The following is a 26,950-nucleotide window of genomic DNA, read 5'->3' as shown; positions in this document are numbered from 1 at the left end:
CACAGGTCATAGGGGTGAGTTGGCCGCAAGCGGCGGCAAGTCACCCGTCGGGGGGCGAGTCGGGAAGCACCGCACCGGTCGCAACGGAGCGCCGCGTGCGGGCATGCTGCCGGGATGGGCAACGCCGAAGTGCTCGTCATCGGAGGGCGCGCCGGGGTGGGCAAGTCGACCGTGGGGTGGGAGGTTTCCGCCTGGCTCCGCGCCGCCGGAGTCGCGCACGCCGTCATCGAGGGCGACTTCATGGGCCAGGTCCATCCCGCCCCGGCGGGGGACCCGGACCGCACGGGGATCGTCGAGCGCAATCTGACGGCGGTGTGGGCCAACTACGCGGAACTCGGGTACCGGCGTCTGATCTACACCAACACCCTCAGCGTCATGCCCGGGATGGGGGACGTGTTCCGGCGCGCGACGGGAGAGGACGTACGCCTGGTCCGCGTCCTCTTGACCGCCTGCGACCGGACGGCGCGGGAACGGCTGACGGAGCGCGAGCGCGGCTCCGAACTGGACGACGGGTTGCGCAGCAGCTTCACCAAGGCACGGCTGCTCGACGAGGAAGCGCCCCCGGACACGGTGCGGGTGGTGACCGACGGACGGACCGTCACTGAGATCACCCGCGACGTGGTCGCGGCCACCGGCTGGGTCTCGTGACGAACCCCTCACGGATCGTGGCCCCCACCCGGCGCGCCCGTAACCTGCGGGGTCGTATCGTCGAGGCACCGTCCCCGCCGAGCCCACCCGGAACCACCGGCCTCCCGGACCGCCCCAGGAAGGACCCGCTCCCGTGACCTCGACCCCGTCCCCGTCCCGGCCGCTGGCGCACTCGCTGCGCGAGCAGATCCGCGAGCACATCGTGGACGGCATCGTCAGTGGCCGGTGGAAGCCCGGCGAGCGGATCGTGGAGCGGCGGATCGCCGTGGAGCTGGAGGTCAGCCAGACGCCGGTGCGGGAGGCGCTGCGCGAGCTGGAGACGCTGCGGCTGATCGAGTCGGCGACGAACAAGGGCGTGCGCGTCCGGGAGTTGTCGGCGGCCGACCTGGAGGAGATCTACCCGGTGCGCGCCGGGCTGGAGCAGATCGCCGCGGAGCTGGCCGCTCCGCACCTCGCGGGGGACGCGTCCGCGCTGCAGCCGCATGTCGCGGCCCTGTACGAGGCGGACCGCGCCGGTGACGGCGAGGCGCAGGTCCGGCACACCGTGGCCTTCCACAGGGAGATGGTGCGGGCCGCGGGCAACAGCGTGCTGCTGCACACCTGGGAGTCGCTGGGCATCGAGGTGTGGACGGCTCTGTCGATCCGCTGGCTCGGGACGGTGCAGCAGTCGTACGCGGAGGAGCACGAGGCGGTCATGGAGGCGTTCCGCCGCCGCGATCCGCGCATCGCGGAACTCGTCAAGGCGCATGTGCTGGGTTGCGCGCCGGCACCGCGGGACGGCGGCGCCTGAGCGGGGGCTCGGCGGCGGGGATGCCGCTCAGTGGACGTAGCGCTTGAGCGCGCCGTGCGCGTTCAGACGACCGGGATGACGTCGAGCACGTCGTCCGCGAGGCGTGCCGCTGTCGGCTCGTACGCACGGGCCAGCGCGCGGAAGCAGTTCTCCGCCCGGATCGCGGGCCAGTCCTGAGGCAGGTGTTCCGCGGGCAGGTGCGGGTCCTGGCGGACCAGCCGCAGCCAGTCGGTGTGCAGCATCAGCTGACGTGCCAGGTCGTCGGGCGCGGAGGGCAGCGGAGGGCGGCGCCCGGTGTCCCAGCGCCCGAGGAACGCCCGGTAGCCGTCGGCGATCGAGGCGGCGTCGAAGGCCTTGCGTACGAGGTCCGCGGCCTCGGTCGGCTTGAACGCCTGGGCGCGGAGCACGGTGACGTGCTCGTCGAGGCCCGTCGGCGCGAGGATCGCGGCGGCGTCCTTCTCTCCGGGGGCGATCCACAGCCCGTTCTGCAGCGGCCCGAAACCCTCCCATATCAGCCGTGAACGCAGATCGTGCCGTTCGCGGCGGCGGCTGTCGGGCAGGGAGAAGCCCACGAGCGTCCATGTGCCGTCCCAGTCCCGGTTGACGGCTCCGGTCTCCCAGATGCGGCGGTGCCCGTCCTGGAGCACCTCCTCGGCGTGCGGCGTGAGCCCGAAGTAGACCTTGCGGCCCTGACGGTGGCGCACCAGCAGGTTCCGTTTGGCCATGCGGGCGAGCGTGGAGCGCACGGCTTCCTCACCGACGCCGGCGCGGGCGAAGACGTCGATGACGCTGCCGGAGTAGACGCCGGTGCCGCGCCCCAGCACATGGATGCCGAAGAAGCTGAACATGAGGGACTGCGGGCGGACGGCGGGGCCGGGCCCCCGGTCCGGTTCTTCTGTCTCTGCGCTGCTGGGCGTCACGTCGAAAAGCGTAGCCGCCGGAGACCGATGTTGTGCACATTATTGACGGTCGTCTCAGAACAGCCGTACGTTCCTTGGCGTACGGACGCGAGCGCCGCAGTGGCCGAAAGAGGTACGTGCCCATGGATCTGTCCGGGAAAGCAGCCATCGTCACCGGCAGCGGCCGGGGGCTGGGCCTCGCCTACGCGGAGGCCCTTGCCGTCGCCGGAGCGTCCGTCGTGGTCAACGACGTCGACGCGACCGCCGCCGCGGCTGCCGTCGAGAAGATCACTGCCGGCGGAGGCCGAGCCGTGTCCGTGGTCGCTCCCGTCGGTGAGACCTCGACCGCGGACGCCCTGGTGGACGCTGCCGTCGAGAACTTCGGGCGGCTGGACGTCATGGTCACCAACGCGGGCGTCCTGCGCGACAAGGTGCTGTGGAAGATGTCCGACGAGGACTTCGACACCGTCGTCGACGTGCATCTGCGCGGCACGTTCACCTGCGCCCGCGCCGCGGCGGTACGGATGCGGGAACAGGGCACCGGCGGGCGGCTGATCCTGGTCTCCTCCCCCGCCGGACAGCGCGGCAACTTCGGGCAGACCAACTACGCGGCCGCCAAGGCCGGCATCGTCGCCATGGCCCGCACGTGGGCGATGGAGCTGGCACGCGCGGGCATCACGGCGAACGCGATCGTGCCCGTGGCGGCCACCGAGATGACGAGGACGATCCCCGCCTTCGCGCCCCTCATCGAGGAGGCCGAGAGGACCGGCGGCCCGCTGCCCGAATGGCTGCGCAGGGACGAGGGGTTCGGGACGGCGGAGGACGCCGCGCCGCTCGTCGTCTTCCTCGCCTCCGATGCGTCGTCCGACGTGACGGGCCAGGCGATCGGCATCGGCGGCGACAAGCTCGCCCTGTGGTCGCACCCGCAGGAGAAGGCGGCGGCGTACGCCGGCGGAGGCTGGGACGCGGATTCCATCGCCGCCTCCTGGAGTACCGGGCCGGGCGCACAGCCGGAGACGTACGGCATACCCGCGCCGCGCACCCCGGAGGCGCCGCGATGACCCGGGCGGGCGGCACACCGCGCGAACCGGCGATCAACCCCGACGAGTTGACGGCCATCGACGTGCACACCCACGCCGAGGTGTCGGCCGACGGGCACGGCTCGCTCAGCCCCGAACTCTTCGGCGCCTCCGCCGAGTACTTCAAGACGCACACCGAACGGCAGCCCACCATCGGGCAGATGGCGGCGTACTACCGCGAACGCAACATGGCCGCCGTCGTCTTCACCGTCGACGCCGAGCATGCGACGGGTCATCCCCGCATCTCCAACGAGGAGGTCGCCGAGAGCTGCGCGCAGCACTCCGACGTCCTGATCCCCTTCGGCAGCGTCGACCCTTGGAAGGGCAGGGCGGCCGTGCGGGAGGCGCGCAGGCTCGTCACCGAACACGGCGTGCGCGGCTTCAAGTTCCACCCGAGCATCCAGGCGTTCTCGCCCGACGACCGGATGGCCTACCCGCTCTACGAGGCGATCGAGGAACTGGGCGTCCCCGCTCTCTTCCACACGGGCCAGACCGGCATCGGCGCCGGGGTGCCCGGCGGTGGCGGAATCCGGCTGAAGTACAGCAACCCGATGCTCGTCGACGATGTCGCCGTGGACTTCCCCGAGTTGCGCATCATCCTCGCCCACCCGTCGTTCCCCTGGCAGGACGAGGCGCTGGCCGTCGCGACGCACAAGCCGTACGTGCACATCGACCTCTCGGGCTGGTCCCCGAAGTACTTCCCGCCACAACTCGTGCGCTACGCCAACAGCTTGCTCAAGGACAAGGTCCTCTTCGGCTCGGACTACCCGGTCATCACGCCCGACCGCTGGCTCTCCGACTTCGACAAGCTCGAGATCAAACCCGAGGTACGTCCCAAGATCCTCAAGGAGAATGCGGCGCGGCTGCTCGGCCTCACGAAGCCGGAGGCCGGCCCGGCGGAGGGAGAGAGCCCATGACAACCACGGTTCACGGTGTGGAGGAGCTGAAGGTCCTGGCCGGCCAGGACCTCGGCAGCAGCGACTGGCTGGAGATCACACAGGAGCGGGTCGGCACGTTCGCCGACGCCACCGACGACCACCAGTGGATCCACGTCGACGAGGAGGCGGCCGCTTCCGGTCCCTTCGGCGTCACCATCGCCCACGGTTACCTCACGCTCTCGCTCGTCATCCCGCTCTTCCAGCAGCTGCTGCAGATCAGCGGCGTCTCGATGAGCGTCAACTACGGGCTGGGAAAGGTGCGTTTCCCGGCCCCCGTACCCGTCGGCAGCAGGATCCGTCTGACGGGCAAGGTCGGCTCCGTGGTGGAGGTGTCCGGGGGCGGGGTCCAGATGGAGCTCGACTTCACCGTGGAGATCGACGGTTCGGACAAGCCCGCGTGCGTGGGCCAGGCCCTCTACCGGCACTACAGCTGAGCCCCGGGCTCACGCTCGTCCCGCAACTCACCGACACGGGAGGCCAGTCATGGCCGGCACCGCACCATCAGGCACCCATTCCCCCGGCGCCGCAGGGAACGTCCAGCTCCGCCGGGCGGTCACCTCCAGCTTCCTCGGCAGCGTGATCGAGTACTACGACTTCCTTCTCTACGCCACGGCCTCGGCCGTCGTCTTCAGCAAGGTCTTCTTCACCGACCTGGACCCGCTGGCGGGCACCGTGGCCAGCTTCGGCACGTTCGCCGCCGGATATCTGGCCCGTCCCCTCGGCGGCGTCGTCTTCGGGCACTTCGGCGACAGGCTCGGCCGCAAGCGCATGCTCGTGATGACGATGACCCTGATGGGCACCGTCAGCTTCCTCATCGGCGTGCTCCCGACGTACGAGCAGATCGGCAGCTGGGCGGCGGTCATGCTGGTGCTGCTGCGGGTCCTGCAGGGCGTCGCGGTCGGCGGCGAGTGGGGCGGCGCCGTGCTGATGTCCGCCGAGCACGCGACGTCGCGGCGCGGCCTGTGGGCGAGTTTCACCAACGCCGGGGCGCCTTTCGGGATGGTGCTCTCCACGGCGGCGCTCACCGCGACCGGTGCCGTCGTCGGCGAGCAGGCCCTCCTCGAATGGGGCTGGCGCATCCCGTTCCTGCTCAGCATCGTGCTGCTGGCCGTGGGGCTGTTCGTGCGGCTGCGGGTGGAGGAGACGCCCGTCTTTGAGGCCGCACGCTCCGGGAGCGACAGCAGGCCGCCCCTTCTCGAGCTGCTGCGGCGCCACCCGCGCAGCCTGCTGCTCGCGGTGGCGGTCGGGCTCGCGGCGTTCATCGCACAGGGCACGCTGACGACGTTCCTCATCGCCCACGGAGTCCAGACCGGGCACGAACGGCAGACGGTGCTGAACGCGCTCACGCTCTCCTCCGCGCTGGCCGTGCCGGGCATCATCGGCTGGTCCGCGCTCTCGGACCGGGTCGGCCGGCGTCCCGTCGTCCTCGCCGGTGCGGTCGCCATGGGCATCTTCGCCTTCGCCCTCTTCCCGATGGTCGACGCCGGAAGCGCACTGCTGCTGACGGTGGCGCTGGTGCTGGGCCAGTCCGTCATCCACCCGATGATGTACGGGCCGCTGGCGGCGCTGTACGCCGAACTGTTCAGCACCCGCAGCCGCTACACCGGCGCCTCCCTCGGCTACCAGCTCGCCGGGACGGGCGCGGGTCTGGCTCCGCTGCTCTTCGCCGAGGTCCAGCGTGCGGCCGGCGGTGGCGGGACGCTCACCGTGTCCCTGGTCGTCGCGGGGTTCTGCGCGCTGACCGTGGTGAGCATCCTGCTGCTGGGCGAGACCCGTGGCCGGGACCTGTCCGAGAAGCCCGGGGCCGGCTCCCGTCCCCTGAGCAGGAGTTGAGATGCACAACCAGGGCATCGGATCGTGGCCGGCGCGGAGGGCCCAACTCTCGCCGGGACGCACCGCGTTGGTCCACGAGGGCAAGGCCGTCACCTACGCGCAGGTCCACGAGCGCAGCACCCGCCTGGCCTCACGGCTGAGGGCGGAGGGTGTGGGGCCAGGCGACCGCGTGGCGTATCTGGGCACGAACCATCCGGCGTTCGCCGAGACGATGTTCGCCACGCACATGATCGGCGCTGTCTTCGTGCCGCTCAACTTCCGCCTCACGGCGCCCGAACTCGACTACGTGCTCGGCCACTCGGGAGCATCCCTGCTGGTGTACGGCCACGGGTGCGCGGAGACCGCGGCCGCCCTCACCGCCCGCGACGGTCTGCGTGGCGTCGTGGCCCTGAGCGATCCCTCCCCCGGCGAGCGGGACTACGAGCCGTGGCTCGCCTCGGGTGATCCCTCGCCCCTCGACGTACCGGTCTCGCGCGACGACCCCGCCTTCATCCTCTACACCTCCGGAACCACGGGCAGGCCCAAGGGCGCGGTCCTCACGCACGCCAACATCATCTGGAACACGCTCAATCTGATGGTGGGCCTCGACATCGCCTCGGACGAGGTGACGCTGATCAGCGCCCCGCTCTTCCACGTCGCGGCGCTGAACCAGATGCTGCTCCCCACGTTCCTCAAGGGCGGATGCAGCGTGATCATGCCGGCGTGGGACGTCGACGCCTGCTACGACCTGATCGCCGAGCACCGCATCACCTGGATGTTCGGCGTGACGACGATGTTCGCCGCTTTCGCCCAGTCCCCGCGGTGGGCCGGTGCCGACCTCTCCTCGCTGCGCCATCTCATGTCAGGCGGCGCGCCGATCCCGGAAACGCTGATCCGCACGTACCAGGAGCGGGGCCTCGTCTTCTGCCAGGGCTACGGGCTCACCGAGACCTCACCCGGCGCGACGTGGCTCGAAGCGGCGGAGAGCGTCGAGCGGGCGGGCTCGGCGGGCGTGCCGGTGTTCTTCGCCGATGTGCGCCTCGTACGGCCCGACCTGACGGAAGCCGTGCCGGGTGAGCGGGGCGAGGTCCTCATCCAGGGCCCCAACGTCACGCCGGGCTACTGGAACGACCCCGAAGCAACCGCAGCCGCCTTCTCCGAGGGCGGATGGTTCCACTCCGGGGACATCGCGACGCGTGACGAGGACGGCTTCGTCACCATCGTCGACCGGGTCAAGGACATGTACATCTCGGGCGGCGAGAACGTCTATCCGGCCGAGACCGAGGCCGTCCTCTTCGAGCACCCCTCGGTCGCGGGGTGCGCGGTGATCGGCGTGCCGGACGAGAAGTGGGGACAGACGGGCCGGGCGTTCTTCACGCTGCGCCCCGGCACGCACGCCACCGCCGACGAGTTGCGCTCGTTCCTCGCCGCGCGCCTCGCCAAGTACAAGATCCCCGCGCACTTCGACGAGGTCGACTCGCTGCCCCGCACGGGCTCGGGCAAGGTTCAGAAGCAGAAGCTCCGCGAACTGCCCCTTCCGCCCGGAAGTTAGTGTGTGGCCATGTCGGACGAGGTCGCGGCGTTCCGCCGCTCGCTGGGTCTGGACTCGCTGATCGACGTCCACACCCACTTCATGCCGCAGCGCGTGCTGGAGAAGGTATGGGCGTACTTCGACGCGGGCGGGCCGCTCGTGGGGCGGCCCTGGCCGATCGAGTACCGGCACGAGGAGGAGGAACGCCTGCGGCTGCTGCGGAAGTTCGGCGTCGAGGCGTTCACCTCGATGCTCTATCCGCACAAGCCGGGCATGGCACGGTGGCTCAACGACTGGGCCGCCGATTTCGCCGCCCGCACACCGGACTGCCTGCACACGGCGACGTTCTACGCCGAGCCGAGCGCGGGCGACGACGTACGGCGCGCGCTGGAGCAGGGCGCGAGGGTCTTCAAGAGCCACCTCCAGGTCGGGGCCTACGACCCGAACGACCCGACACTCAAGGACGTTTGGGGACTGCTCGCCGAGGCCGGCGTCCCCGTCGTCACGCACTGCGGCTCCGGCCCCAGGCCAGGACCCTTCACCGGGCCCGGACCGATCGCCACGCTGCTCGACCGCAACCCCCGACTGCCGCTGATCGTGGCGCACTTGGGGATGCCGGAGTACGAGGACTTCCTCGACATGGCGGAGCGGCACGAGAAGGTCATGCTCGACACGACCATGGCGTTCACGCCGTTCGTCGAGGCCGAGGCGCCGTTCCCACGCCGGGCGCTGCCGCGCCTGGAGGCCCTCCAGGACCGCGTCCTGCTCGGCTCGGACTTCCCCAACATCCCGTACACCTACGCCGATGCGCTCCGGTGCCTGGAGGAGACGGGCCTGGGCGCCGACTGGCTCCGCGCGGTCTGCCACGACAACGCGGCACGGCTCTTCGGCCTCTGAGGCGTGGCCGCCACCGGCCTGAGCCTTGGGTTCCGGCCACACGACCGATGAGTTCCGCGTCGCGTCGTCGTCTGCACGTCGAGACCCCCTTGCACATGCGAGGGAGCCCCGGGACCGGACGACGAGGAGCGTGCACACCGTGGCCCAGGACAGCGTGAGCGCCACCCTGACTGTCGCCCTGCCCGCCGCGAGGGTCTTCGCGGTGCTGGCGGACCCGACGACCCATTCCGCGATCGACGGCACCGGCTGGGTCCAGCAGTCAGCCGACCGGGCGACACTGACCGAGGTCGGTCAGATCTTCCGGATGGACATGTATCACCCCAACCATCCGAACGGTGACTACCAGGTGGCCAACAAGGTCCAGGTGCTCGACCCGCCCCGCGCCATCGGCTGGCTCCCGGGGTACCGCACGGACGAAGGCCGACTGGACTTCGGCGGCTGGACCTGGCGTTACGACCTGACGCCGCTCGGACCGTCCGACACCGAGGTCACGCTCACCTACGACTGGTCGGCCGTACCGCAGTCCATCCGGGAGTACATCGACTTCCCACCGTTCGGCCCCGAGCACCTCACCAACTCGCTGCACCACCTGGCCGAACTCGCCGGATCCCACTCGCGCTGAACACAGCGACGGGTCCGCGTTCGCGCGTGGGGCGTGGGCCCCTCGGGGCGGGGCCCGGCGGAGAGGGCCCGCCCCGGGGGGCCACGCACCGGCACCGGAAAGCCACCCCAGGCAACCGGAGCCGCGCCTGCGAGCCCGGCACCGCGTGCCGACTTTCGCGGCACGGAATGCCAATTTCGCGGGAAGCTTTGATCGATCATCGATCGCAGGCGTACAGTCCAGTTGCTGGGCCGATCCTGTCCTGCCATTCAGGAAGACCCGCACCCGCGGAGGCCCCGCGCCCGGCGGAACCTCCGCACCGCGCGGAACCTCCGCACCCAGCGGGACCCCGCACCCCTGCGGGGTCCCCGCCGAGAGCCCCCCTCCCCGTCCCATCCCGTCCGTCCCGTCCGGAAGGTGGCCACCATGCCCCGCCCCGTACGCAACCGTCCGAGCGAGCTCGACCAGCTCCTGGACCGCGACCCGCAGGAGACCGCCGAGTGGCGGGAATCGCTGGACGCCGTCATCGCCCATGCCGGCCCCGAGCGCGCCACGTACCTCATGCGCCGCGCTCTGGGCCACGCCCAGGACAGCGGACTGGCGGTGCCGCATCTGCTGGAGACGGACTACGTCAACACCATCCCGACCGCTGCCGAGCCGCAGTTCCCGGGCGATGTGGAGATGGAATCCCGCATCACCGCCTGGAACCGCTGGAACGCCGCCGCGATGGTCACGCGCGGCAGCCGCTACGGCCTCGGCGGTCACATAGCGACCTTCGCCAGCGCCGCCTGGCTGTACGAGACGGGCTTCCAGCACTTCTTCCGCGGCAAGGAGGACCCCGCGTCCGGCGGTTCGGGCGACCAGCTCTACATCCAGGGGCACGCCTCCCCCGGCATCTACGCCCGCGCCTTTCTCGACGGCCGCCTCACCGAGGCCGACCTCGACCGCTTCCGCCAGGAGACCTGGCACGCGGGCGAGGGCCGCGGCCTGCCCTCCTACCCGCACCCCCGCCGGCTGCCCTGGCTGTGGGAGTTCCCCACCGTCTCCATGGGCATCGGCCCGATCAACGCCGTCTACCAGGCGCGCTTCAACCGCTATCTGACCAATCGCGGGATCAAGGACACCTCCGCCTCCCACGTGTGGGCCTTCCTCGGCGACGGCGAGATGGACGAGCCGGAGTCGACGGCCGCCCTCGCCCTCGCGGGCCGCGAGCAGCTCGACAACCTCACGTTCGTCGTCAACTGCAACCTCCAGCGCCTCGACGGCCCCGTCCGAGCCAACTTCAAGATCGTGCAGGAGCTGGAGGCCCAGTTCCGCGCGGCCGGCTGGAACGTGGTCAAGTCGCTGTGGGGCACGGCCTGGGACGAGCTGTTCCAGCTCGACACCACCGGCGCGCTCGTCCGCCGCCTCCGTGAGGTGCCGGACGCCCAGTTCCAGACGTACGCGACGCGCGACGCCGCCTACATCCGCGAGCAGTTCTTCGGCGCCGACCCGGCTCTCGTGGAGATGGCGAAACTGCTCTCCGACGAGAAGATCGCCGCCTGCTTCCACACCTCCCGTGCCGGCCACGAGCCGCGCAAGGTGTACGCCGCCTACCGTGCGGCCCTCGAGAACAAGGGCGCGCCGACGGTGATCCTGGCGCAGACGGTGAAGGGCTGGACCCTGGGCCCCGGCTTCGAGTCCCGCAACGCCAACCACCAGATGAAGAAGCTGACCGGCAAGGAGTTCCGCGCGATGCGCGACCTCCTCGAACTGCCCATCCCGGACAGCAAGTTGGACGACGAGCTCGTGCCGTACGTGCACCCGGGCGAGGACTCCCCGGAGGTGCGCTACCTCCAGGAGCGCCGCGCCGCGCTCGGCGGGCCCGCACCCGCACGCAAGGTGCACCCCGTGGCACTGCCCGAGCCGTCCGCGAAGCCCTTCGAGACGCTGAAGAAGGGCTCCGGCAGCCAGGAGATCGCCACCACCATGGCATTCGTGCGGCTGGTGAAGGACCTGATGCGGGAGAAGGAGACCGGCCGGCGGTGGGTGCCCGTGGTGCCCGACGAGGCGCGCACCTTCGGCATGGAGTCGCTCTTCCCCTCGGCAGGCATCTACTCGCCGCTCGGGCAGAACTACGACCCGGTCGACCGCGACCAACTCCTGTACTACAAGGAGGCGTCGGACGGTCAGATCCTCAACGAGGGCATCACGGAAGCCGGTTCGCTGGCGGACTTCACCGCTGCGGCCACGTCGTACGCGACGCACGGCGAGCCGATGATCCCGTTCTACATCTTCTACTCGATGTTCGGCTTCCAGCGCACCGGCGACCAGTTCTGGTCCCTGGCCGACCAGTTGGGCCGCGGCTTCGTCATCGGTGCCACCGCGGGCCGTACGACGATGACGGGCGAGGGCCTCCAGCACGCGGACGGCCACTCGCCGCTGCTGGCTTCCACCAACCCGGCGGTCGTCACCTACGACCCGGCGTTCGCCTACGAGGTGGGCGCGATCGTCAAGGACGGGCTGCGCCGCATGTACGGCCCGGACCCGTCCCTCAACGAGGACGTCTTCTACTACCTCACGGTCTACAACGAGCCGAAGGTTCAGCCGCCGCAGCCCGCAGGCGACGGCGTCGAGGAGGGCATCCTCAAGGGCCTCTACCGCTTCAGCGAGGGTCCCGGGGGAAACGCCCTGGCCGAAGGACCGGGCGAGTCGGACCGGCCCAGGATCCAGCTTCTGGCGAGCGGCACGGCCATCCACTGGGCGCTCGACGCGCAGCGGCTGCTGGCCGAGGAGTGGGGCGTGACCGCGGACGTCTGGTCGGCGACGTCGTGGAGCGAGCTGAGGCGAGACGCGCTGGAGTGCGACGCCGCGCAGCTGCGGGGCGAGGACCGCACCCCGTACGTGACGCGCGTGCTGGAGGACGCCCCGGGCCCGGTGCTCGCGGTCAGCGACTGGATGCGGGCCGTCCCGGACCAGATCAGCCAGTGGGTGCCGCAGGACTGGACGTCGCTCGGCACGGACGGCTTCGGGCTCTCCGGCACCCGTGAGGCGGTCCGCCGCCACTTCGGCGTCGACGCCGAGTCGGTCGTCGTCGCGGCGCTGGCACAGCTCGCCCGCCGCGGCGAGGTCAAGCACGAGACGGTACGGCGGGCGGCGGAGGGCTACGGCCTGGCCTGACCGCCGGCCGCGGCAGCCGGGCGTCCGGAGCCGCGCGGTCCCTCGGCCGCGGGCCCCGGGCCCCGGGCGCCCGGCACCCGGCGCTTCGGAGGTTCACCGCCCAGGGGCGCGGCGGCAGAATGCTGCCATGCGCGCGGCCCGGCTGATCAAGATGGTGCTTCTGCTCCAGACACGACGTGCCATGACCGGTGCCGAACTCGCCGCCGAACTCGAGGTCTCCGAACGTACGGTCTCGCGCGACGTGCTCGCCCTGTCGGAGGCCGGCGTGCCCGTCTACGCGGACCGGGGACGCAGCGGCGGCTATCGGCTCGTCGGCGGATACCGCACAGGGCTCACCGGTATCGGGCGCGGCGAGGCCGAGGCCCTGTTCCTGTCCGGAGTGCCGAGCGCGCTGCGGGACATGGGGCTCGCGGACGCCGCCTCGGCGGCCCGGCTGAAGGTCTCGGCGGCCCTCGTCCCCGAACTGAGCGACGCGCACCGCTCGGCGGCGCAGCGCTTCCACCTCGACGCACCGGGGTGGTGGCAGCCCCCGAACGACCCGCCGGAGCAGCTGCCCGCGGTGGCGGACGCGGTGTGGGACGACCGCACGGTGCGGCTGCGCTACCGGCGCCGGGGAACCGAGGTCGAGCGGGAGCTGGAGCCTTACGGGCTCGTACTCAAGGCGGGCGTCTGGTACTTGGCGGCCCGCGTGACGGACGGCGGCGACCGGAGGGTTTACCGGGTCGACCGGGTCACCGGCGTCGAGGAGACGGGCGAACGCTTCGTGCGGGACGAGGAGTTCGACCTTCCGGCGTTCTGGGATGAGCGCTCAGTGGCGTTCGCCCGGTCGATCCTCCGGGACGAGGTGAAGCTGCGGCTGACGGCGACGGGGAGACGGAGGCTGCGCCATGTCACCGACCAGCGGGCCGCCGAGGAGGCCCTGGAGAGGGCCGAGCCCGTACCGGGCGCGGTCGCGGGACAGGACGTCGCCGGAGAGGACGACGAGGGGCCGGCCGTCGTCGTCCTCCCGGTGGAGTCCCTGAACGTCGCCTACACCCAGCTGCTCGCCCTGGGCGCGGAATGCGAGGTGCTCGAACCGCCGTCGCTGCGGGCCCGGTTCAGGGAGACGGGCATGCGCATGGCCGCTCTCCACGACGACGTGGGCGGTCCGCCCGCTCCGGACGGTCAGCGGTAGCCGGTGACGTCGGCGGGTTTGCCCTCCTGCTCGACCTCCGTGATGTAGCGCCATGCGTCGGGCGCCGATCCGTCCACGTCCGTGAAGCCGTACTCCTGCGCGAGACCGCCGCTGGAGAGCGAACTCCCGTTGAAGCGGGCCACGTCCGGATCGCAGGCCAGCGCCGCCAGGGCGCGTCCGACGTAGGTGGGCGTCTCGGAGATGGCGAAGTGCGGGTTCTGTGCGGTGCCTTCGAGCCAGTTCTCCTCCGTCACCTTGAAGGCGGTGTCGAGCATGAACTCGGAGCGCAGCCAGCCCGGCGTGAGGCACACCGCCGTCGCACCGAACTCCGGCAGTTCCTCGGACAGTCCGAGGGTCATCCGGATCGGCGCGCTCTTGGCGAGGTCGTAGTAGAACGGCTTGCGGTAGCGGGTGTTGAACTCCGCGGTGCCGTCGGTGACTTCGACGACGAGACCGCCCGGCCGGCGGATGAGCAGCGGGATCGCGTAACGGCTGGTGACGATGTGGGACTCCATGCCGAGCCGCAGGATCCGCAGGCCGGCCTCCAGGTCGTGCTCCCACATCTTCTTGTCCCACTGGACGAAGCAGTCGCCGCCCCAGAGGTCGTTGACGAGGAGGTCGAGGCGGCCCTGCTCGCGGTCGATCCGCTCCACCAGCTCCCGTACCTGATCCGGTTCCAAGTGGTCGGTGGGCACTGCGATGCCCGTACCTCCGGCTTCCCCGACCAGTTCGGCGGTGCCCTCGATGGTCTCGCTCGTGCGGCCGATCTCACTCACCCGCTCGCGGGTGGTGCGGCCCGTGGCGTAGACCGTCGCCCCCGCTCTGCCCAGTTCGACGGCCATCGCCCGCCCGGCGCCGCGCGTGGCTCCCGCGACCAGCGCGACCTTGCCCGTCAGTGCCCCTCTTGTGCTCACCCAGGTGTCCTCTCGGTGCGTGTGACCCGACTACGGACAGCACGCTCGCACGGAAACCGGACACCTTCTGTCGGGCTTCCCGGTCTTTCCCGGAGGAGACACCACGAGTGATACATGGGATGGTCACAACAGCCGCACATTGAGACCTTGACGCGCCCCGGTAACGACAAGGCGGCATCCGAGGGAGTCCGCGTGCGTCTGGCGGGTACAAGGCGGATGCTGTGTTCGTGATGGACGAGACCGAGTTCTGGGCGCTGATCGATTCGACCCGCGTGGACGCCGAGGGCGACCCCGAGGAGCAGGCAGACCTGCTCATCGACAAGCTGACGCGGCTCGATCCGGATGCCGTGACGTTCTTCGCCCGGCACTTCGAGTCCCGCTACAACCGCGCCAACCAGTGGGACCTGTGGGCGGCGGCATGGATTCTGCTGGACGGGGTCAGCGACGACGCCTTCGACGCCTTCCGCTGCTGGCTCATCAGCCAGGGCCGTGAGGTCTTCGAGACCGCGGCGCACGACGCCGACTCCCTCGCCGACGTCCTTGAGGGCTTCGACGAGGAGCTGGACGGCGACGCGGAGGACCTCGGCTACGCCGCCGACGAGGCGTACGAGCAGCTCACCGGCACTGTCATGCCCGATCTTGGCCTGCCCGAGCCGCCGGAGGACCCGGTCGGCGTCTCCCTCAACCTGGAGGACGACGCCGTTCTGGCCGAGCGCCTCCCCAAGCTCTGGGACCGCTTCCGCGGCTGACCCGGGTGGGGCCCGTCGCCACGCCCGCCCGGCCCTTCACCGCCCGCCCAGCGAGCGCCCCATCAATATGTCGTCCACGTACCGCCCGTTGAGCCGGAACTCCCCGGGCAGGACGCCCTCCACGGCGAAGCCCGCCGCCTCGTAGAGCGCCCGGGCGGGCTCGTTGTGCGCCAGCACCCGGAGCGTCATCCTCAGGGCGCCCTCCTGCCGTGCCCGGTCGCACGCCGCCTCCAGCAGCGCCCGCGCGACACCGCGGCCGCGTGCCCTTTCGTCCACGACCAGTCCCCGTATCTGCCGCACGTGCGCGTTGCTCGGCAACTCCGTGGGCGGCACCGCCCGTATGTAGCCCACGACGCCGAAGCCCTCCAGCTCCCCGACGAGGACGTGTCCGGGCAGGTGGCTCCCGTCGAAGAACGGGGCGTACGGGGGCTGTGCGGGCGGAACCACGGCGTGCAGGGGCGACCAGTTGTCCCTGTCGAGCTCGCCGAGCACGGTCCCGTCGGCGAAGGCCGCGGCCCGGATGGTCACCTCGGTCCCCTTGTCCCGCATGGGGTCCACCCTGCCTCGCGGCACATCGGCCGGTCCACCGCACTCCGCTTGCGCGGACCGCCCCAACAAGGCCGGGGTGCGCGGCGCTTCAGCTGGTGCGGGCCCAGACGGCAGGATGGCCCCATGCGTATCGCGGTCTCCGGTTCCACCGGCCTCATCGGCACGGCTCTCTCCCGTTCGCTCCGTGCGGACGGGCACGACATCGTCCGCCTCGTCAGGCGCGCCCCCCAGGAAGCGCGGCGCTACGAGAGCGCGGGCCGCGCACCGGCGGCGGGCGGGCGGCCCCCGTCCGAGGTGAGGTGGGACCCCAAGGGCCAGTACGTCGACGCCGCCGGGCTCGTCGGATGCGACGCCGTCGTCCACCTCGCCGGCGCCGGCATCGGGGACCGGCGCTGGACCCCCGCGTACAAGAAGGAGCTCCGCGACAGCCGCGTGCTCGGCACCGCGGCGATCGCCGACGCGCTCGCCTCGCTCGACGAGCCGCCCCGCACCCTGATCGTCGGCACCGCCGTCGGCTACTACGGCGACACCGGCTCGCGTCCCGTCGACGAGAGCGCCCCGCCCGGCGACGACTTCCTCGCCAACCTCTGCCAGGAGTGGGAGGAGGCCGCCGTCTCCGCCGAGGAGGCCGGGATCCGCACGGTCTTCGCCCGCAGCGGACTCGTCGTCGCCCGCGAGGGCGGAGCGTGGGGGCCGCTGTTCCGGATCTTCAAGGCGGGGGCGGGCGGCCGACTGGGCAGCGGCAACCAGTACTGGAGCCACATCGCTCTGCACGATCACATCGCTGCGCTGCGTCACCTGCTGGAGCGGGACGATCTGTCGGGCCCGTTCAACCTCACCGCGCCCGAGCCCGTCACCAACAAGGAGGCCACCGCCGCGATGGGCCGCGTACTCCACCGGCCCACGATCTTCCCCGTGCCGGCGCCGGTGCTGCGGGCGGCGCTGGGCGAGTTCTCCAAGGACGTACTGGGCAGCCAGCGCGTGATTCCGAGGCGGCTTCTCGAATCGGGCTTCACCTTCGCGTTTCCCGGCATCGAAGACGCGGTACGCGCCGCATTGCGCTGACGGTACGGCCTGGCCGGGCAGGGGTGACCGCTACCCGGTGACTGCTCGCGTGGCCGCGCCGCGGCCTGATCGAAGCGGTGTGCGACCGCTGTGCGCCCGTGCTCTGCCCGTGTGCCACTGACCGCGACCGGACGGCTGCGTAGAGTCCGGATCCTTACGGTTCACCAGCGCCGGGCCGGGCAGTACGGATGCAGAACGGCCCCCACCGCGCGCCGACCCCCCGGAGGCATCGTGCGCTCCAGCGAGATATCACGCCCCGGCCGTACGGAAACCCCTGACACCGATGTCGTCGTCATCGGCGCTGGCCTCGCCGGCCTCGCGGCGGCGCACCACCTCACCGATGCCGGACTGCAGGTCACGCTGCTGGAGACCACCTCGGAGGTGGGCGGCCGCATGGCCACGGAGAACGTCGACGGGTACCTGCTGGACCGCTCCGGGCGGCTGCTGTGTCCCGACTGGCCGGAGTTCCGGCGGCTCCCCGCTCTCGCCGCTTTGGAGATGCGCCCCTTCTCCCCCGGTGCCCTGCTGCGCGCCGACGGCCGCACACTCCGCATAGGCGACCTGCGCCGCACCGTCGGGCGTCTGCCTCTGGGCATCGGGAGCCGTGCGGTACCGCCGGGCGCACCGGCGCCCGCATACGCGGAGGCCGCGGCGACCGACGGCCGCACCGAACGTGCCGACCGGCGCACGAGGGGCGCACCCACCACCGCACGCGCTGCCGCCGGCTCCCGCGGCCGGGCCTCCTGGGGCATCTCCCGCCGCAGACAGGGCTGGGGCATCTCCCGCCAAGGCCAGGGCAGCACCGGCGCCCTCGACCTCGCCCGGCTCCGCGGCGCGCTGAGCCGCTTCGCGACGGTGCCCTCCGACCGGTTGCTCGCCCGTACCGAACTCCCCGCCGCGCAGGCCCTGTCGGCGCGCGGACTGCCCTCCCGCACCGTGGGCTCGCTCGTGCGGCCGCTGCTCTCCGCGCTGCTCTCCGATCCTGCGCTGACGACTTCCAGCCGCGTCGCCGACCTGACGCTGCGCGGGTTCGTACGCGGCGGCTGCTGCCTGCCGGCGGGCGGCATGTCGGCGGTCCCGGAACTGCTCGCCGCGGCGCTGCCCGAGGGCACCGTGCGCACGAACGTCACCGCCGTGGCCGTCACGACGAACTCGGTCACCACCCGCGATCACGGCACGCTCACCTGCCGCGCCGTCGTCGTGGCGACGGGCGCTGCCGACGCGGGCACGCTGCTTCCCGGGCTTCGGGTGCCGGACTTCCACCCCATGACCGTCCTGCACCACGCCGTCGACGACGTGCCGCCGCTCTCGCCCTCGCTCGTGATCGACGGGGACGGGAGCCGGCAGGGGCCGGTGTCGCACTCGTGGGCCGCCTCCGCGGTCGATCCCGCACGGGCACGCCCGGGACGCGCCGGCCTCGTCACCTCGGTGGTGCTCGGCGCCGCGGCGGCAGAGCCGCTCGCCGTGCTGGAGGAGGGCTCCCGTACCCAGCTGGCGACGCTTCACGGGGTGCCCGCCGGGCGCTGGAGCCTCCTGGCCGCACACCACGACGCGCAGGCGGTCCCGGCCATGCCGGCCCCGCACGACATGCGGCGCCCGGTGCGTGTGCTCTCCGGCCTCTACGTGTGCGGCGAGCACCGCGACACCAGTACGGCCCAGGGCGCGCTCGTCTCCGGGCGCCGGGCCGCGCACGAGGTGCTGCGCGACTTCAAGCTGCCGCTGCCCGTGAGCGACGGACCGCTGACGACGGCGGCCTGAGCGAACCGGCGGACACGGTCCCGCACCGCGGGTGAAGCCCGCGCCCCCCGAGCTGCGTGCGCGGCGTCGACCGTCCCGCCGGGCGGTCGACGAGCCGGGCCGGGCCGGCAGGGACGGTCCGGGGCCGGTGACGGCGGGCGGGTGCGACGCTGGCGCCAGGGGTGCCTGCGTCGTCCGCCCCGCGCTCGGTACCCGACACGACTCGATACGGCGGCAGTTCGGACCCCAGGCGCGCGAACTGCCCGTGCGGACAGGCCGATCCCGTTCTCCTCGCCGGCCTCCCCGACCTCCTCGCCCTCGTCCGCGGAACAGCTTCGGCAAGAGCGCTTCGAAGGACGCGGAACGCCACGCACGGAACACGTCGGTCAGCGGTCTGGTACGGCCCCGGAGAAGGCGTCCAACATCCTTTGTGACCTGGGAAGTTGACGGCTTCCAGAACCCCTTCGTTGTCAGTGCCCGGCGGTATTCTGGGAACCAGAGAACGACGCGGAATCCAGGCCGGTTCACCACGTCAGCACACCAGTCGCGTCAGTACGTCACCCACGTCACGACGTTCACGGAGGTCGCCGATGACCGCAGCCACAGCCAGCACCCTGACGCCCCCTCTGCCGCTCGCCTTTCCCGCCACGCACGACGCCTCACTCCCGAAGAAGCGGCTGCCGGCGGGCCGGCCGCGGGAGTGGTACGTCTCGCACAACCGCCAGCTGAAGGCGATGCGCATAGCCATCGCCCTGCTCGACTCCGGTGTCTACACGCCGGGTCAGGCCCGCGACCACACGATCCGCCGCACGGCGGCCCGCATCGGCGTGCACCCGCCGTCCAACACCACGTGCAGGCTGGTGCGTTCGCTGCTGCCGTAGCCGCGGGCCGCGTCAGGCGCCGGGGCCGCTCTCCTCGCGGTCCCGGCCCTCGCGCCATTCCGCGACGACCCGATCCACGTCGTACGGCGTCAGATTGAGCGGCGGACCGGAGGGCGGCCGACGGATGGCTTCCAGGATCTTGTCGTTGATCCCGTTCACGATCCGCCGCACTTCCTTCTCCGACCGTGCGCGCGAAGCCGCCTTCAGCGCGTCCTCGGCCTCCTTGCGCAGCGCCAGGGTCGGCGGCAGATGCGACAGGCCCTCGTCGCGCATCTTCTGCTTCAGCCACCAGTTCTCGTCGTACGGTGCGTCCGCGTCCCGCAGCGGCTTGCCCGCGCCGGGAAGGTCAACGAAGGCGCCGCGCTCCTCGGCCTCGCGGATCTGCTTGTCGACCCAGGACTCGAAGGCGATGCCGGGCGGCTTCCGTTCGGTCATGTGGTCATTGTCCCGCACCCCGGCGGGCACCGGCAGCCCGCGTCCGGCCGTCGCCCGTGTCGCCGTGAGCCGCCTGCGGGGCCGGTTTTCCGGAATTCCTTCTGCCGGAATCCCCCACGCCGTAACCGACGTCACACGGACGCGAAGACTGGTGATTCCCAGCCTCAACAGCTCCGGTCGCGGCCGATCACCGGCTGCGAGCGGCTTCTGATGAGGGATTCCGGCATTGACGCCCCGGGGCCGCTTCCCTAACGTCCGGCCCATGACCCCGCGAGCGAGCGCCGACATGATCGATGCGCTGGATCGCCGCATCATCGCGGCGCTCCAGCTCAACGGTCGCGCTCCCTGGGCCGGAATAGCCCGCTGGGCGGGGACGAGTGAATCCACCGCCCAGCGCCGCTTCAACGCACTTCGCGAGCGCAGGCTCCTTCATGTCGTCGGTGCGGTCGAACTGGACCGCACCGGCGGCGGCTCCTCGATGCTGGTGCGTGTTCAGGCGCGTCCCGGCAAGGGGCTGGAACTCGCGGAGTTGCTGGCCGAGTGCCCGGAAGCCCGGTTCCTCGCCCTCGTCACGGGCACCGCCGACCTGATCGTCGATTTCGTCGCCCGCGACAACGAAGAGCTGCTGCGGCTGCTCTACACCGACCTGCCCGGGGCCCATCTCATCGCGGGCACCGAGCACGTCGCGGTCATCCGCACCTTCTCCTCCGCGGCGTTGTGGGACACCGGGCTGCTGCCGGAACAGGCCGTGGCCGAGCTGCGTCCCGCCCAGCCGCCCCCGTACGAGCGCGTCGACTGGGACAAGGCGCCGCAGCCGCTCACCGAACTCGAGCGTGAGGTCGTCGGTGAGCTCGCCACGGACGGACGGCTTCCGGTGACGACCATCGCCCGGAACCTCGGGCGCAGCGAGTCCAGCGTCGCCCGGGCACTCGACCGGATGGTCGCCCGCGGCTGCCTGCACTTCCGCACTCTCGCCGAGCCGGCGCTGCTCGGCTACGAGGCCGAGTTCATGCTCTGGCTCTCCATCGACCCCGGACGTCTTGAGGCCGCCGGCCGGCAGCTCGCCAAGCATCCGGGGACGAAGTTCCTCGCGGCAGCCACCGGCCGGTTCAACCTGGTCGGCCACATGGTGCTGCCGCGCCGCACCGACCTCTTCCGCTACACCGACGAGGTCATCGGCGCACTGCCCGGCCTCAACGGCTCCGACGTCACGCTCCACCTCGTCACGCTCAAAGGCGCGTGGACCCGCATGGACCAGTTCGACGCCTGACCGGCGACCCCGGTCCCGCGCCCGAGGCTCCATCGCACCGCCCGCCCCATCCCTTGGACGGGCTCCCGGCCCGCTCCCCCGCCCGATCACCGCTCCTCCCCGATCCCCCTGCGAGGCACCATGTCCCACGACGATCCCGCGGCCAACGCCGCCGGAGCCGGCCCCTCCCGTTCCCCGGCGCCGGACCCGCATGCGGCCACGCCCTCCTGGCAGTGGCCGGAGCCGGTATGGCGCGGCCATGTCGAGGCCGTCCGCGCCGGGCGCGGACTGCTGCCGCCCCGCTGGCCGGACGGCGCGCGGGTCGCGGTGGCTCTCTCCTTCGACTCCGACCACGAGACGATCCCGCTGCGCGACGGCGAGACCAGCCCCGGCCTCCTCGCGCAGGGCGAGTACGGGGCACGCAAGGGCGCCGGCCGTGTGCTGGAGCTCCTGGAGCGCTACAGCGCACCGGCCACGTTCTTCATGCCCGCCGTCTCCGCACTCCTCCACCCCGACGAGGCCCGCCGCTACGTGCGGGAAGGTCACGAGGTCGGCGTGCACGGCTGGATCCACGAGCGGAACACCCTGCTCGCCGCCGAGGACGAGAAGACGCTCATCCGGCGCGCGCTGGAGACCCTCACCGACATCACGGGCCGGACGCCGACCGGAATCCGCACCCCCTCCTGGGACTTCAGCGACTCCACGCTGGAGACGGTCCTCGACCTGGGCTTCCTCTACGACTCGTCCCTCATGGCGGACGACGAGCCGTACGAGGTGGTGGCACACGGCCGCCCGACCGGCCTGGTGGAGATCCCCGTCGACTGGATCCGCGACGACGCCCCGTACTTCACGATGGACCGCTTCACCGCGCTGCGCCCCTACACCCGCCCCCGCGACGTCCTGGAGATATGGCGGGACGAGTTCGACGCGGCCTACCGCGACGGCGGCGTCTTCCAGCTGACCATGCACCCCCACGTCATCGGGCACCGCTCGCGCCTGGTGATCCTGCGCGAGCTGCTCGACCACGTCAGCGGCCACCGCGGCGTGTGGTTCGCCACCCACGACCAGCTGGCGGGCACCGCCCGCGACCAGCTCGGCCGGCCCACCGCATCGAACTCCCCGACGGAGCAGCCCTGATGAGCACCGGAACCTCACCCGCGTCCACCGGACCCGGCGGCAGCCCTGCGACCGACGGCCGCCTCACCCGGGCACAGCGCAAGGCGATCCTGGCCGGGACCATCGGCAACACCGTCGAGTGGGTCGACTGGGCGCTCTACTCGATCTTCGTGAAGGTCATCTCGGAGGTGTTCTTCCCGAAGGCCGAGGGCGCCGTCGCCTTGCTGTCCACGCTCGCCGTCTTCGCCGTCGGATTCGTCGTACGGCCTGTGGGCGCCGCCGTACTCGGCGCGTACGCGGACAAGTTCGGGCGCAAGAAGGGCCTCACACTCACGGTCGGGCTGATGGCGGGGGCCTCGTTCATCATCGCCCTGACCCCGGGCTACGAGTCGATCGGCGTCGCGGCGCCCGCGGTGCTGCTGGCCGCGCGGCTCGTGCAGGGCTTCTCGGCAGGCGGCGAGTTCGGCTCCTCCTCGGCCTTCCTCGTGGAGTCCGCGGCGGCCGGGCGGCGCGGGTTCGCCGGGTCCTGGCAGCAGGTCTCCGTCGGCGCGGGCACGCTCATCGCTTCGCTGCTGGGCACCGTGCTGACGTCCGCGCTGAGCGACGACGCGCTGCACTCGTGGGGCTGGCGGCTCGCCTTCGTCATCGGCGGGCTGCTCGGCCTGATCGGCTTGTGGCTGCGCGTCTCCGTCGAGGACACCGCCTCCTTCAACGAGACCGCGCGGAGCGGACGTTCGCGGCGCAATCCGCTCGCCGCGATGTTCCGCGAGCACCCGGGTGCCGCCCTGCGCGTCGTCGGCATCACCGTCGCGGGCACCCTCACCTACTACGTGTGGATCACGTATCTGCCGACGTACGCGAACCTCGCGACCGGCATACCGATGGACAAGGCGCTGCTGTCGCAGACCATCTGCCTGGTGATCTTCATCTCGCTGCTGCCGTTCGTGGGGAAGCTGTCGGACCGCATCGGGCGCAAGCCCACGATGGCCGGCTTCGCCGGAGGCTTCGTCGTGCTGTCCTGGCCGCTGCTGCACATGCTGAGCAACAGCTTCGCCAGCCTCTTCTTCGTGCAGCTGACGGGCATGCTCCTGATCCTCGGCTACTCGGCGAACTGCGCGGTGATCATGGCGGAGCAGTTCCCGCCGGAGGTGCGGGCCACTGGCATCGCCCTTCCCTACGCGCTGGCCGTGGCCCTCTTCGGCGGGACGGCGCCCTACGTCACGACGTGGCTCAACGACGCCGGGCACGGCGGACTGGTGTGGCTGTACGTCTCGGGCGCGGCGCTCATCTCACTCGTCGTCTATCTGACGATGCCGGAGACGAAGAACAAGGAGTTCGACTGATGGCGGGGGCACGGCCGGAAGGACGTGCCCCGGTCCACGTCGTGGTGACGGGCGCGGCCGGAGGCATCGGCCGGGCCGTCGCGGAGACGTTCGCCTCGGAAGGTGGCTGCGGCGTGGACGCCGCGCTGACCCTGGTGGACGTCGACGGTGACGGACTCGCGGCCGCCGCCGCGGCACTGGACGCCGGGCAGATCCGCGTGGACCTGGCGTCGCCCGGCGGCCCCGGCGAGGCGGTGGACCGCGCATGGCAGGCGCGAGGCGGCGTCGACGTGCTCGTGAACGCGGCAGGCATCTACCCCTCGCTCGACATGATCGACGTGCACTGCGGAGAGGACGGCGCCGCGGAGGCCGGGACACAGCTGTGGGACCGGATCTTCGCCCTCAACTCACGGGCGCCCGCACTCGCGACGGCGGCGCTGGCCCGCCGTGCCGTCGCGGCGTCCCGCCCTGCCTCGGTGGTCAACATCTCGTCAGGGGCGGCGCTGCGGGCCCGTCCCGGCGGGGGCCCGTACGCGGCCTCGAAGGCGGCGCTGGAGATGGCAACGCGGGCGGCGGCACTCGAACTCGGCCCGCACGGCATCCGCGTCAACGCCGTCAGTCCCGGCTTCGTACCGGTCGCCAGCGACTGCAACCCGGTCGCGCCGGAGTATGCGGCGGCAGTGTCCGCGAATCCGCTCGGGCGGCCCGGAACCCCGGAGGACGTCGCCCGCGCCGTGCGATGGATCGCGGGTGACGAGGCCGCGTGGATCACCGGGGAGATCCTGCGCGTCGACGGAGGCTCCGGTACGGGCGCGGGCCACCTGCCCCGGCTGTGGCCGCCCGGGCCCGCGAACGGGGCCGCGAACGGGCCCGCGCCTGACGCCCCCGGGTCCGAACAGGCAGGAAACCGGGGCGGGAACGAGACGGAAGGAAGCACCGTATGAGCGGCGACGCGTACACGGTCGTGGGCGCGGGCGCGATCGGCGGCACCATCGCGCACAGCCTCGCCCGTGCCGGGCACCCCGTCACCGTCGTCGACTCCGACGCCGAGCACGTGGCCGCGATCAGGGCGCACGGTCTGACGGTGGATCACGGGGGCGGCCGCTTCGCCGCCGTGCGCGTATCCGCCTTCACCCCCGGGGAGTTCGACGCCGGGGACCCTGAGAGCGGCGGCGACGGTGACAGCCACCGGGGCCTGGTGGCGCCGCGCCGGTTGTCGCGTGTGCTGCTGGCCGTCAAGGCGCAGGCCACCGGGGACGCCATGCGGTGGATCGCACCCAGGCTCGGGCCCGACGGCTACGTCGTCTCCGTCCAGAACGGCTTCAACGAGGCGCTCATCGCGGAGCACGTGGGCCCGGAGCGCACCGTGGCCGCGTTCGTGAACATCTTCGCCGACGTCACCGGGCCCGGGGTCGTCCGCGACGGCGGCCCCGGCGCCTTCGTCGTCGGCGAGCCCGGCGGAGCGCCGGTCTCACCGCGCGTCCGGAGCCTGGTCGAGGACCTCCAGGCCTGGGGGCCCGCCCTCGCCACCGACAACGTCGAGGGCTATCTGTGGGCCAAGGCCGGCTTCGGCGCGATGCTCGCCGCGACATCCCTCGCGGACGCCGCGATGGCCGACCTGATCGACCGTCACCGCGAGGCCATGTACGCGGCGGTGCACGAGGTCTTCGCCGTCGCCGAGGCCAAGGGCGTACGGCTGGAGCCCTTCGACGCCTTCGAGGCACAGGCGTTCCGCAAGGGCACTCCCCCGGGTGTGCGCGAGTCCGCCACCGACCGCCTCACCGCTTGGCTGCGGACCCAGTCGAAGGACCGGAGCGGCATCTGGCGCGACATCGCCGTGCGCCGCCGTCCCGTGGAGGTCACCACCCACTACGCCACGGTGTTCGAGGAGGCGGAGCGCGCCGGTATCGCGACCCCCGTGCTGCGTGCGGTCATCGGCGGACTGCGGGAGCTCGAACGGGACCCCGGCGGGATGTCGGAGGCCCGCCTGAACGAGCTGGACCGGCTCGCCTCAAGTCCCAACCCGCCGCACGCCGCGGGGACTTCGGCCGCGCCCGGCTCCGGGGCGGGCACCGGGGCGGAAGGCGAGGCCGGAGCGGGAGGTGAAGCCGGGACCTCGGCGACGTCAGGCCGCGACGCCGACGTGCCGGACGCCGCCCCGGGAGGTCTGCCCACCGCACCGCGGCTCGGCGGCCCCGAGGCCCGCGCCGTACAGAAGTGGCTGGAGGAGCACCGCGAGGAGATGGTCAGCGACCTCGCCGCGTACACGGCGCAGGGCAGCTCCAGCGACGACCCCGCCGAGCTGCACACCTGCCTGGAGTGGCTGCGCGGCTGGCTGGACGAGTCGCTCGGCGCGCCCGGTAGCGCGGGGATCACCGAGGAGCGGCTGCCGCGCGCGGACGCCGGTGACATCGTCGTCCGCCGCTACCCGGCATCGGGCCCGGAACCATCGGCCGGCAGCGGCGGCGCCTCCGGCAGCACGGCGCTGCCCGTGCTGCTGCTGGCGCACTACGACACGGTGTGGCCCACCGGCACGCTGCTGGAGTGGCCGTTCCGGCGCGAGGACGAGACGATCTCCGGGCCGGGTGTCTTCGACATGAAGGCAGGGCTGGTGCAGGCCGTTTGGGCGCTGCGGGCGCTCGACGCGCTCGGGCTGCCGCGTCCCGCGTGCACCCTCATGCTGAACGGGGACGAGGAGACCGGCAGCCTCGCCTCGAGCGACGCGATCGTCGCCGAGGCGGCCCGCTCGCGTGCGGCACTCGTCTTCGAGGCCGCGGCCGACGGCGCGGTCAAGACGGCCCGCAAGGGCGTCGGCCTCTTCCGCCTGACCGTCGACGGCGTCGAGGCGCACGCGGGGCTCGACCCGACGGCGGGCGCCAGCGCGATTCAGGAAGCCGCCCACCAGGTGCTGCGGCTGGGCTCCTTGAGCGATCATGCCGCCGGAACGACCGTCAACGTCGGCGTCCTGCACGGCGGTACGCGCAGCAACGTCACGGCCGGGCAGGCCGTCGCCGACTTCGACATACGGGTCGCCTCCACCGCGGAGCAGAAGCGCATCGAGACGGCGCTCTCGGCCGTCTCACCGGTGGATCCGCGCACGAACGTCACGGTCACGGGCGAGTGGAACCGGCCCGTCTTCGAACGCACCCCCGAGGTGGCCCTTCTGTACGGGCTGGCCCGAGCGTGTGCCGAGCCGCTCGGTCTCGACCTGCGGGAGACGTCCGTGGGCGGCGCGAGCGACGGCAACTTCGTGCTGGCGGCGGGCGTGCCGGTACTCGACGGTCTCGGCGCGGTCGGTGCGGGCGCACACTCCCGCACGGAGCACACGACGGTCAGCGGCATGACGGAGCGCGCCGCGCTGACGGCAGGAGTGCTGGCGGCGTTCACGGGCTGATCTCCACGCGG

At 71.9% G+C, this 26,950-nt stretch carries 24 protein-coding genes; 20 read left to right on the top strand and 4 right to left on the bottom strand.

Annotation, left to right across the window (positions count from 1 at the left end; all coding sequences use genetic code 11):
• The first annotated feature begins 114 nt into the window (after nt 1–114).
• Together G4Z16_RS25800 and G4Z16_RS25795 are read left to right on the top strand one after the other, a co-directional pair.
• Nucleotides 115–648 carry a hypothetical protein gene (locus G4Z16_RS25800; RefSeq protein WP_197353036.1) on the top strand — a complete coding sequence of 178 codons (534 nt, stop codon included), beginning with the start codon at nt 115–117 and terminating at the stop codon, nt 646–648.
• Nucleotides 649–781: 133 nt separating this feature from the next.
• On the top strand, nt 782–1,438 hold the full coding sequence (locus tag G4Z16_RS25795; protein WP_197353035.1) for a GntR family transcriptional regulator: 657 nt from the start codon (nt 782–784) through the stop codon (nt 1,436–1,438).
• A 62-nt stretch (nt 1,439–1,500) separates the two neighbouring features.
• Here the strand turns inward: G4Z16_RS25795 and G4Z16_RS25790 are convergent, their stop codons facing one another.
• Nucleotides 1,501–2,358: a PaaX family transcriptional regulator gene (locus G4Z16_RS25790; RefSeq protein ID WP_246531071.1), complete on the bottom strand. Its 858-nt coding sequence runs from the start codon at nt 2,356–2,358 to the stop codon at nt 1,501–1,503.
• A 122-nt stretch (nt 2,359–2,480) separates the two neighbouring features.
• Here G4Z16_RS25790 and G4Z16_RS25785 point away from each other — a divergent pair, with 122 nt between their 5' ends.
• The 9 genes from G4Z16_RS25785 to G4Z16_RS25745 all read left to right on the top strand — a co-directional run bounded on the left by G4Z16_RS25785 (nt 2,481) and on the right by G4Z16_RS25745 (nt 13,528).
• Entirely contained in the window at nt 2,481–3,398 is a 918-nt protein-coding gene (locus G4Z16_RS25785; RefSeq protein WP_197353034.1) for an SDR family NAD(P)-dependent oxidoreductase, read from the top strand.
• Between the two features lie 32 nt (nt 3,399–3,430).
• Nucleotides 3,431–4,333, top strand: coding sequence for an amidohydrolase family protein (locus G4Z16_RS25780; RefSeq protein WP_281393815.1), 903 nt, complete (start codon nt 3,431–3,433; stop codon nt 4,331–4,333).
• The gene (locus G4Z16_RS25775) at nt 4,330–4,788 is read left to right on the top strand and encodes a MaoC family dehydratase (protein WP_197353032.1); all 459 of its coding nucleotides are present in this window, start codon (nt 4,330–4,332) and stop codon (nt 4,786–4,788) included. The genes G4Z16_RS25780 and G4Z16_RS25775 overlap by 4 nt, the downstream gene beginning before the upstream one ends.
• A gap of 49 nt (nt 4,789–4,837) precedes the next feature.
• On the top strand, nt 4,838–6,187 hold the full coding sequence (locus G4Z16_RS25770) for an MFS transporter (protein WP_197353031.1): 1,350 nt from the start codon (nt 4,838–4,840) through the stop codon (nt 6,185–6,187).
• A 1-nt stretch (nt 6,188) separates the two neighbouring features.
• Complete coding sequence (locus tag G4Z16_RS25765; protein WP_197353030.1) at nt 6,189–7,718, top strand: acyl-CoA synthetase; 1,530 nt, start codon at nt 6,189–6,191, stop codon at nt 7,716–7,718.
• Nucleotides 7,719–7,727: 9 nt separating this feature from the next.
• Nucleotides 7,728–8,594, top strand: a complete 867-nt coding sequence (locus G4Z16_RS25760) for an amidohydrolase family protein (protein ID WP_197353029.1) — start codon at nt 7,728–7,730, stop codon at nt 8,592–8,594.
• A 139-nt stretch (nt 8,595–8,733) separates the two neighbouring features.
• A complete protein-coding gene (locus G4Z16_RS25755) occupies nt 8,734–9,216 on the top strand; it encodes an SRPBCC domain-containing protein (protein ID WP_197353028.1) in 483 nt (160 codons plus the stop codon).
• A 405-nt stretch (nt 9,217–9,621) separates the two neighbouring features.
• Nucleotides 9,622–12,354 carry a pyruvate dehydrogenase (acetyl-transferring), homodimeric type gene (gene aceE, locus G4Z16_RS25750; RefSeq protein ID WP_197353027.1) on the top strand — a complete coding sequence of 911 codons (2,733 nt, stop codon included), beginning with the start codon at nt 9,622–9,624 and terminating at the stop codon, nt 12,352–12,354.
• Nucleotides 12,355–12,481: 127 nt separating this feature from the next.
• A complete protein-coding gene (locus tag G4Z16_RS25745; RefSeq protein WP_197353026.1) occupies nt 12,482–13,528 on the top strand; it encodes a helix-turn-helix transcriptional regulator in 1,047 nt (348 codons plus the stop codon).
• Here the strand turns inward: G4Z16_RS25745 and G4Z16_RS25740 are convergent.
• A complete protein-coding gene (locus G4Z16_RS25740; RefSeq protein WP_197353025.1) occupies nt 13,519–14,442 on the bottom strand; it encodes an SDR family oxidoreductase in 924 nt (307 codons plus the stop codon). The genes G4Z16_RS25745 and G4Z16_RS25740 overlap by 10 nt on opposite strands.
• 230 nt (nt 14,443–14,672) lie before the next feature.
• On the opposite strand from G4Z16_RS25740, the gene G4Z16_RS25735 reads away from it, so the two are divergent.
• On the top strand, nt 14,673–15,191 hold the full coding sequence (locus G4Z16_RS25735; RefSeq protein ID WP_197354909.1) for a DUF4240 domain-containing protein: 519 nt from the start codon (nt 14,673–14,675) through the stop codon (nt 15,189–15,191).
• Between the two features lie 36 nt (nt 15,192–15,227).
• Here the strand turns inward: G4Z16_RS25735 and G4Z16_RS25730 are convergent, their stop codons facing one another.
• The gene (locus G4Z16_RS25730) at nt 15,228–15,740 is read right to left on the bottom strand and encodes a GNAT family N-acetyltransferase (RefSeq protein WP_197353024.1); all 513 of its coding nucleotides are present in this window, start codon (nt 15,738–15,740) and stop codon (nt 15,228–15,230) included.
• Nucleotides 15,741–15,863: 123 nt separating this feature from the next.
• Between G4Z16_RS25730 and G4Z16_RS25725 the strand changes: the two genes are divergently transcribed.
• The 3 genes from G4Z16_RS25725 (at nt 15,864) to G4Z16_RS25715 (ending at nt 19,423) form a co-directional block, all read left to right on the top strand.
• Nucleotides 15,864–16,805 (top strand): TIGR01777 family oxidoreductase, encoded by a 942-nt coding sequence (locus G4Z16_RS25725; RefSeq protein ID WP_197353023.1) that lies wholly within the window; start codon nt 15,864–15,866, stop codon nt 16,803–16,805.
• 231 nt (nt 16,806–17,036) lie between these two features.
• Nucleotides 17,037–18,563, top strand: a complete 1,527-nt coding sequence (locus tag G4Z16_RS25720) for an FAD-dependent oxidoreductase (protein WP_246531070.1) — start codon at nt 17,037–17,039, stop codon at nt 18,561–18,563.
• Between the two features lie 569 nt (nt 18,564–19,132).
• Nucleotides 19,133–19,423 carry a hypothetical protein gene (locus tag G4Z16_RS25715; RefSeq protein ID WP_246531069.1) on the top strand — a complete coding sequence of 97 codons (291 nt, stop codon included), beginning with the start codon at nt 19,133–19,135 and terminating at the stop codon, nt 19,421–19,423.
• A 12-nt stretch (nt 19,424–19,435) separates the two neighbouring features.
• Here the strand turns inward: G4Z16_RS25715 and G4Z16_RS25710 are convergent, their stop codons facing one another.
• The gene (locus G4Z16_RS25710) at nt 19,436–19,858 is read right to left on the bottom strand and encodes a DnaJ family domain-containing protein (RefSeq protein ID WP_197353022.1); all 423 of its coding nucleotides are present in this window, start codon (nt 19,856–19,858) and stop codon (nt 19,436–19,438) included.
• Nucleotides 19,859–20,144: 286 nt separating this feature from the next.
• Here G4Z16_RS25710 and G4Z16_RS25705 point away from each other — a divergent pair, with 286 nt between their 5' ends.
• The 5 genes from G4Z16_RS25705 to G4Z16_RS25685 all read left to right on the top strand — a co-directional run bounded on the left by G4Z16_RS25705 (nt 20,145) and on the right by G4Z16_RS25685 (nt 26,939).
• Nucleotides 20,145–21,128: an Lrp/AsnC family transcriptional regulator gene (locus tag G4Z16_RS25705; protein ID WP_197354906.1), complete on the top strand. Its 984-nt coding sequence runs from the start codon at nt 20,145–20,147 to the stop codon at nt 21,126–21,128.
• A gap of 120 nt (nt 21,129–21,248) precedes the next feature.
• Nucleotides 21,249–22,244: a polysaccharide deacetylase family protein gene (locus tag G4Z16_RS25700; RefSeq protein WP_197353021.1), complete on the top strand. Its 996-nt coding sequence runs from the start codon at nt 21,249–21,251 to the stop codon at nt 22,242–22,244.
• Nucleotides 22,244–23,566, top strand: coding sequence for an MFS transporter (locus G4Z16_RS25695; RefSeq protein WP_197353020.1), 1,323 nt, complete (start codon nt 22,244–22,246; stop codon nt 23,564–23,566). Before G4Z16_RS25700 ends, G4Z16_RS25695 begins: the two co-directional genes overlap by 1 nt.
• Nucleotides 23,566–24,489, top strand: a complete 924-nt coding sequence (locus G4Z16_RS25690) for an SDR family NAD(P)-dependent oxidoreductase (RefSeq protein WP_197353019.1) — start codon at nt 23,566–23,568, stop codon at nt 24,487–24,489. The genes G4Z16_RS25695 and G4Z16_RS25690 overlap by 1 nt, the downstream gene beginning before the upstream one ends.
• Nucleotides 24,486–26,939: a M20/M25/M40 family metallo-hydrolase gene (locus tag G4Z16_RS25685; RefSeq protein WP_197353018.1), complete on the top strand. Its 2,454-nt coding sequence runs from the start codon at nt 24,486–24,488 to the stop codon at nt 26,937–26,939. Before G4Z16_RS25690 ends, G4Z16_RS25685 begins: the two co-directional genes overlap by 4 nt.
• Nucleotides 26,940–26,950 lie beyond the last annotated feature (11 nt).

The organism is Streptomyces bathyalis (assembly GCF_015910445.1).
Lineage (GTDB): Bacteria > Actinomycetota > Actinomycetes > Streptomycetales > Streptomycetaceae > Streptomyces > Streptomyces bathyalis.
This window is presented reverse-complemented; position numbering and strand designations above follow the sequence as displayed.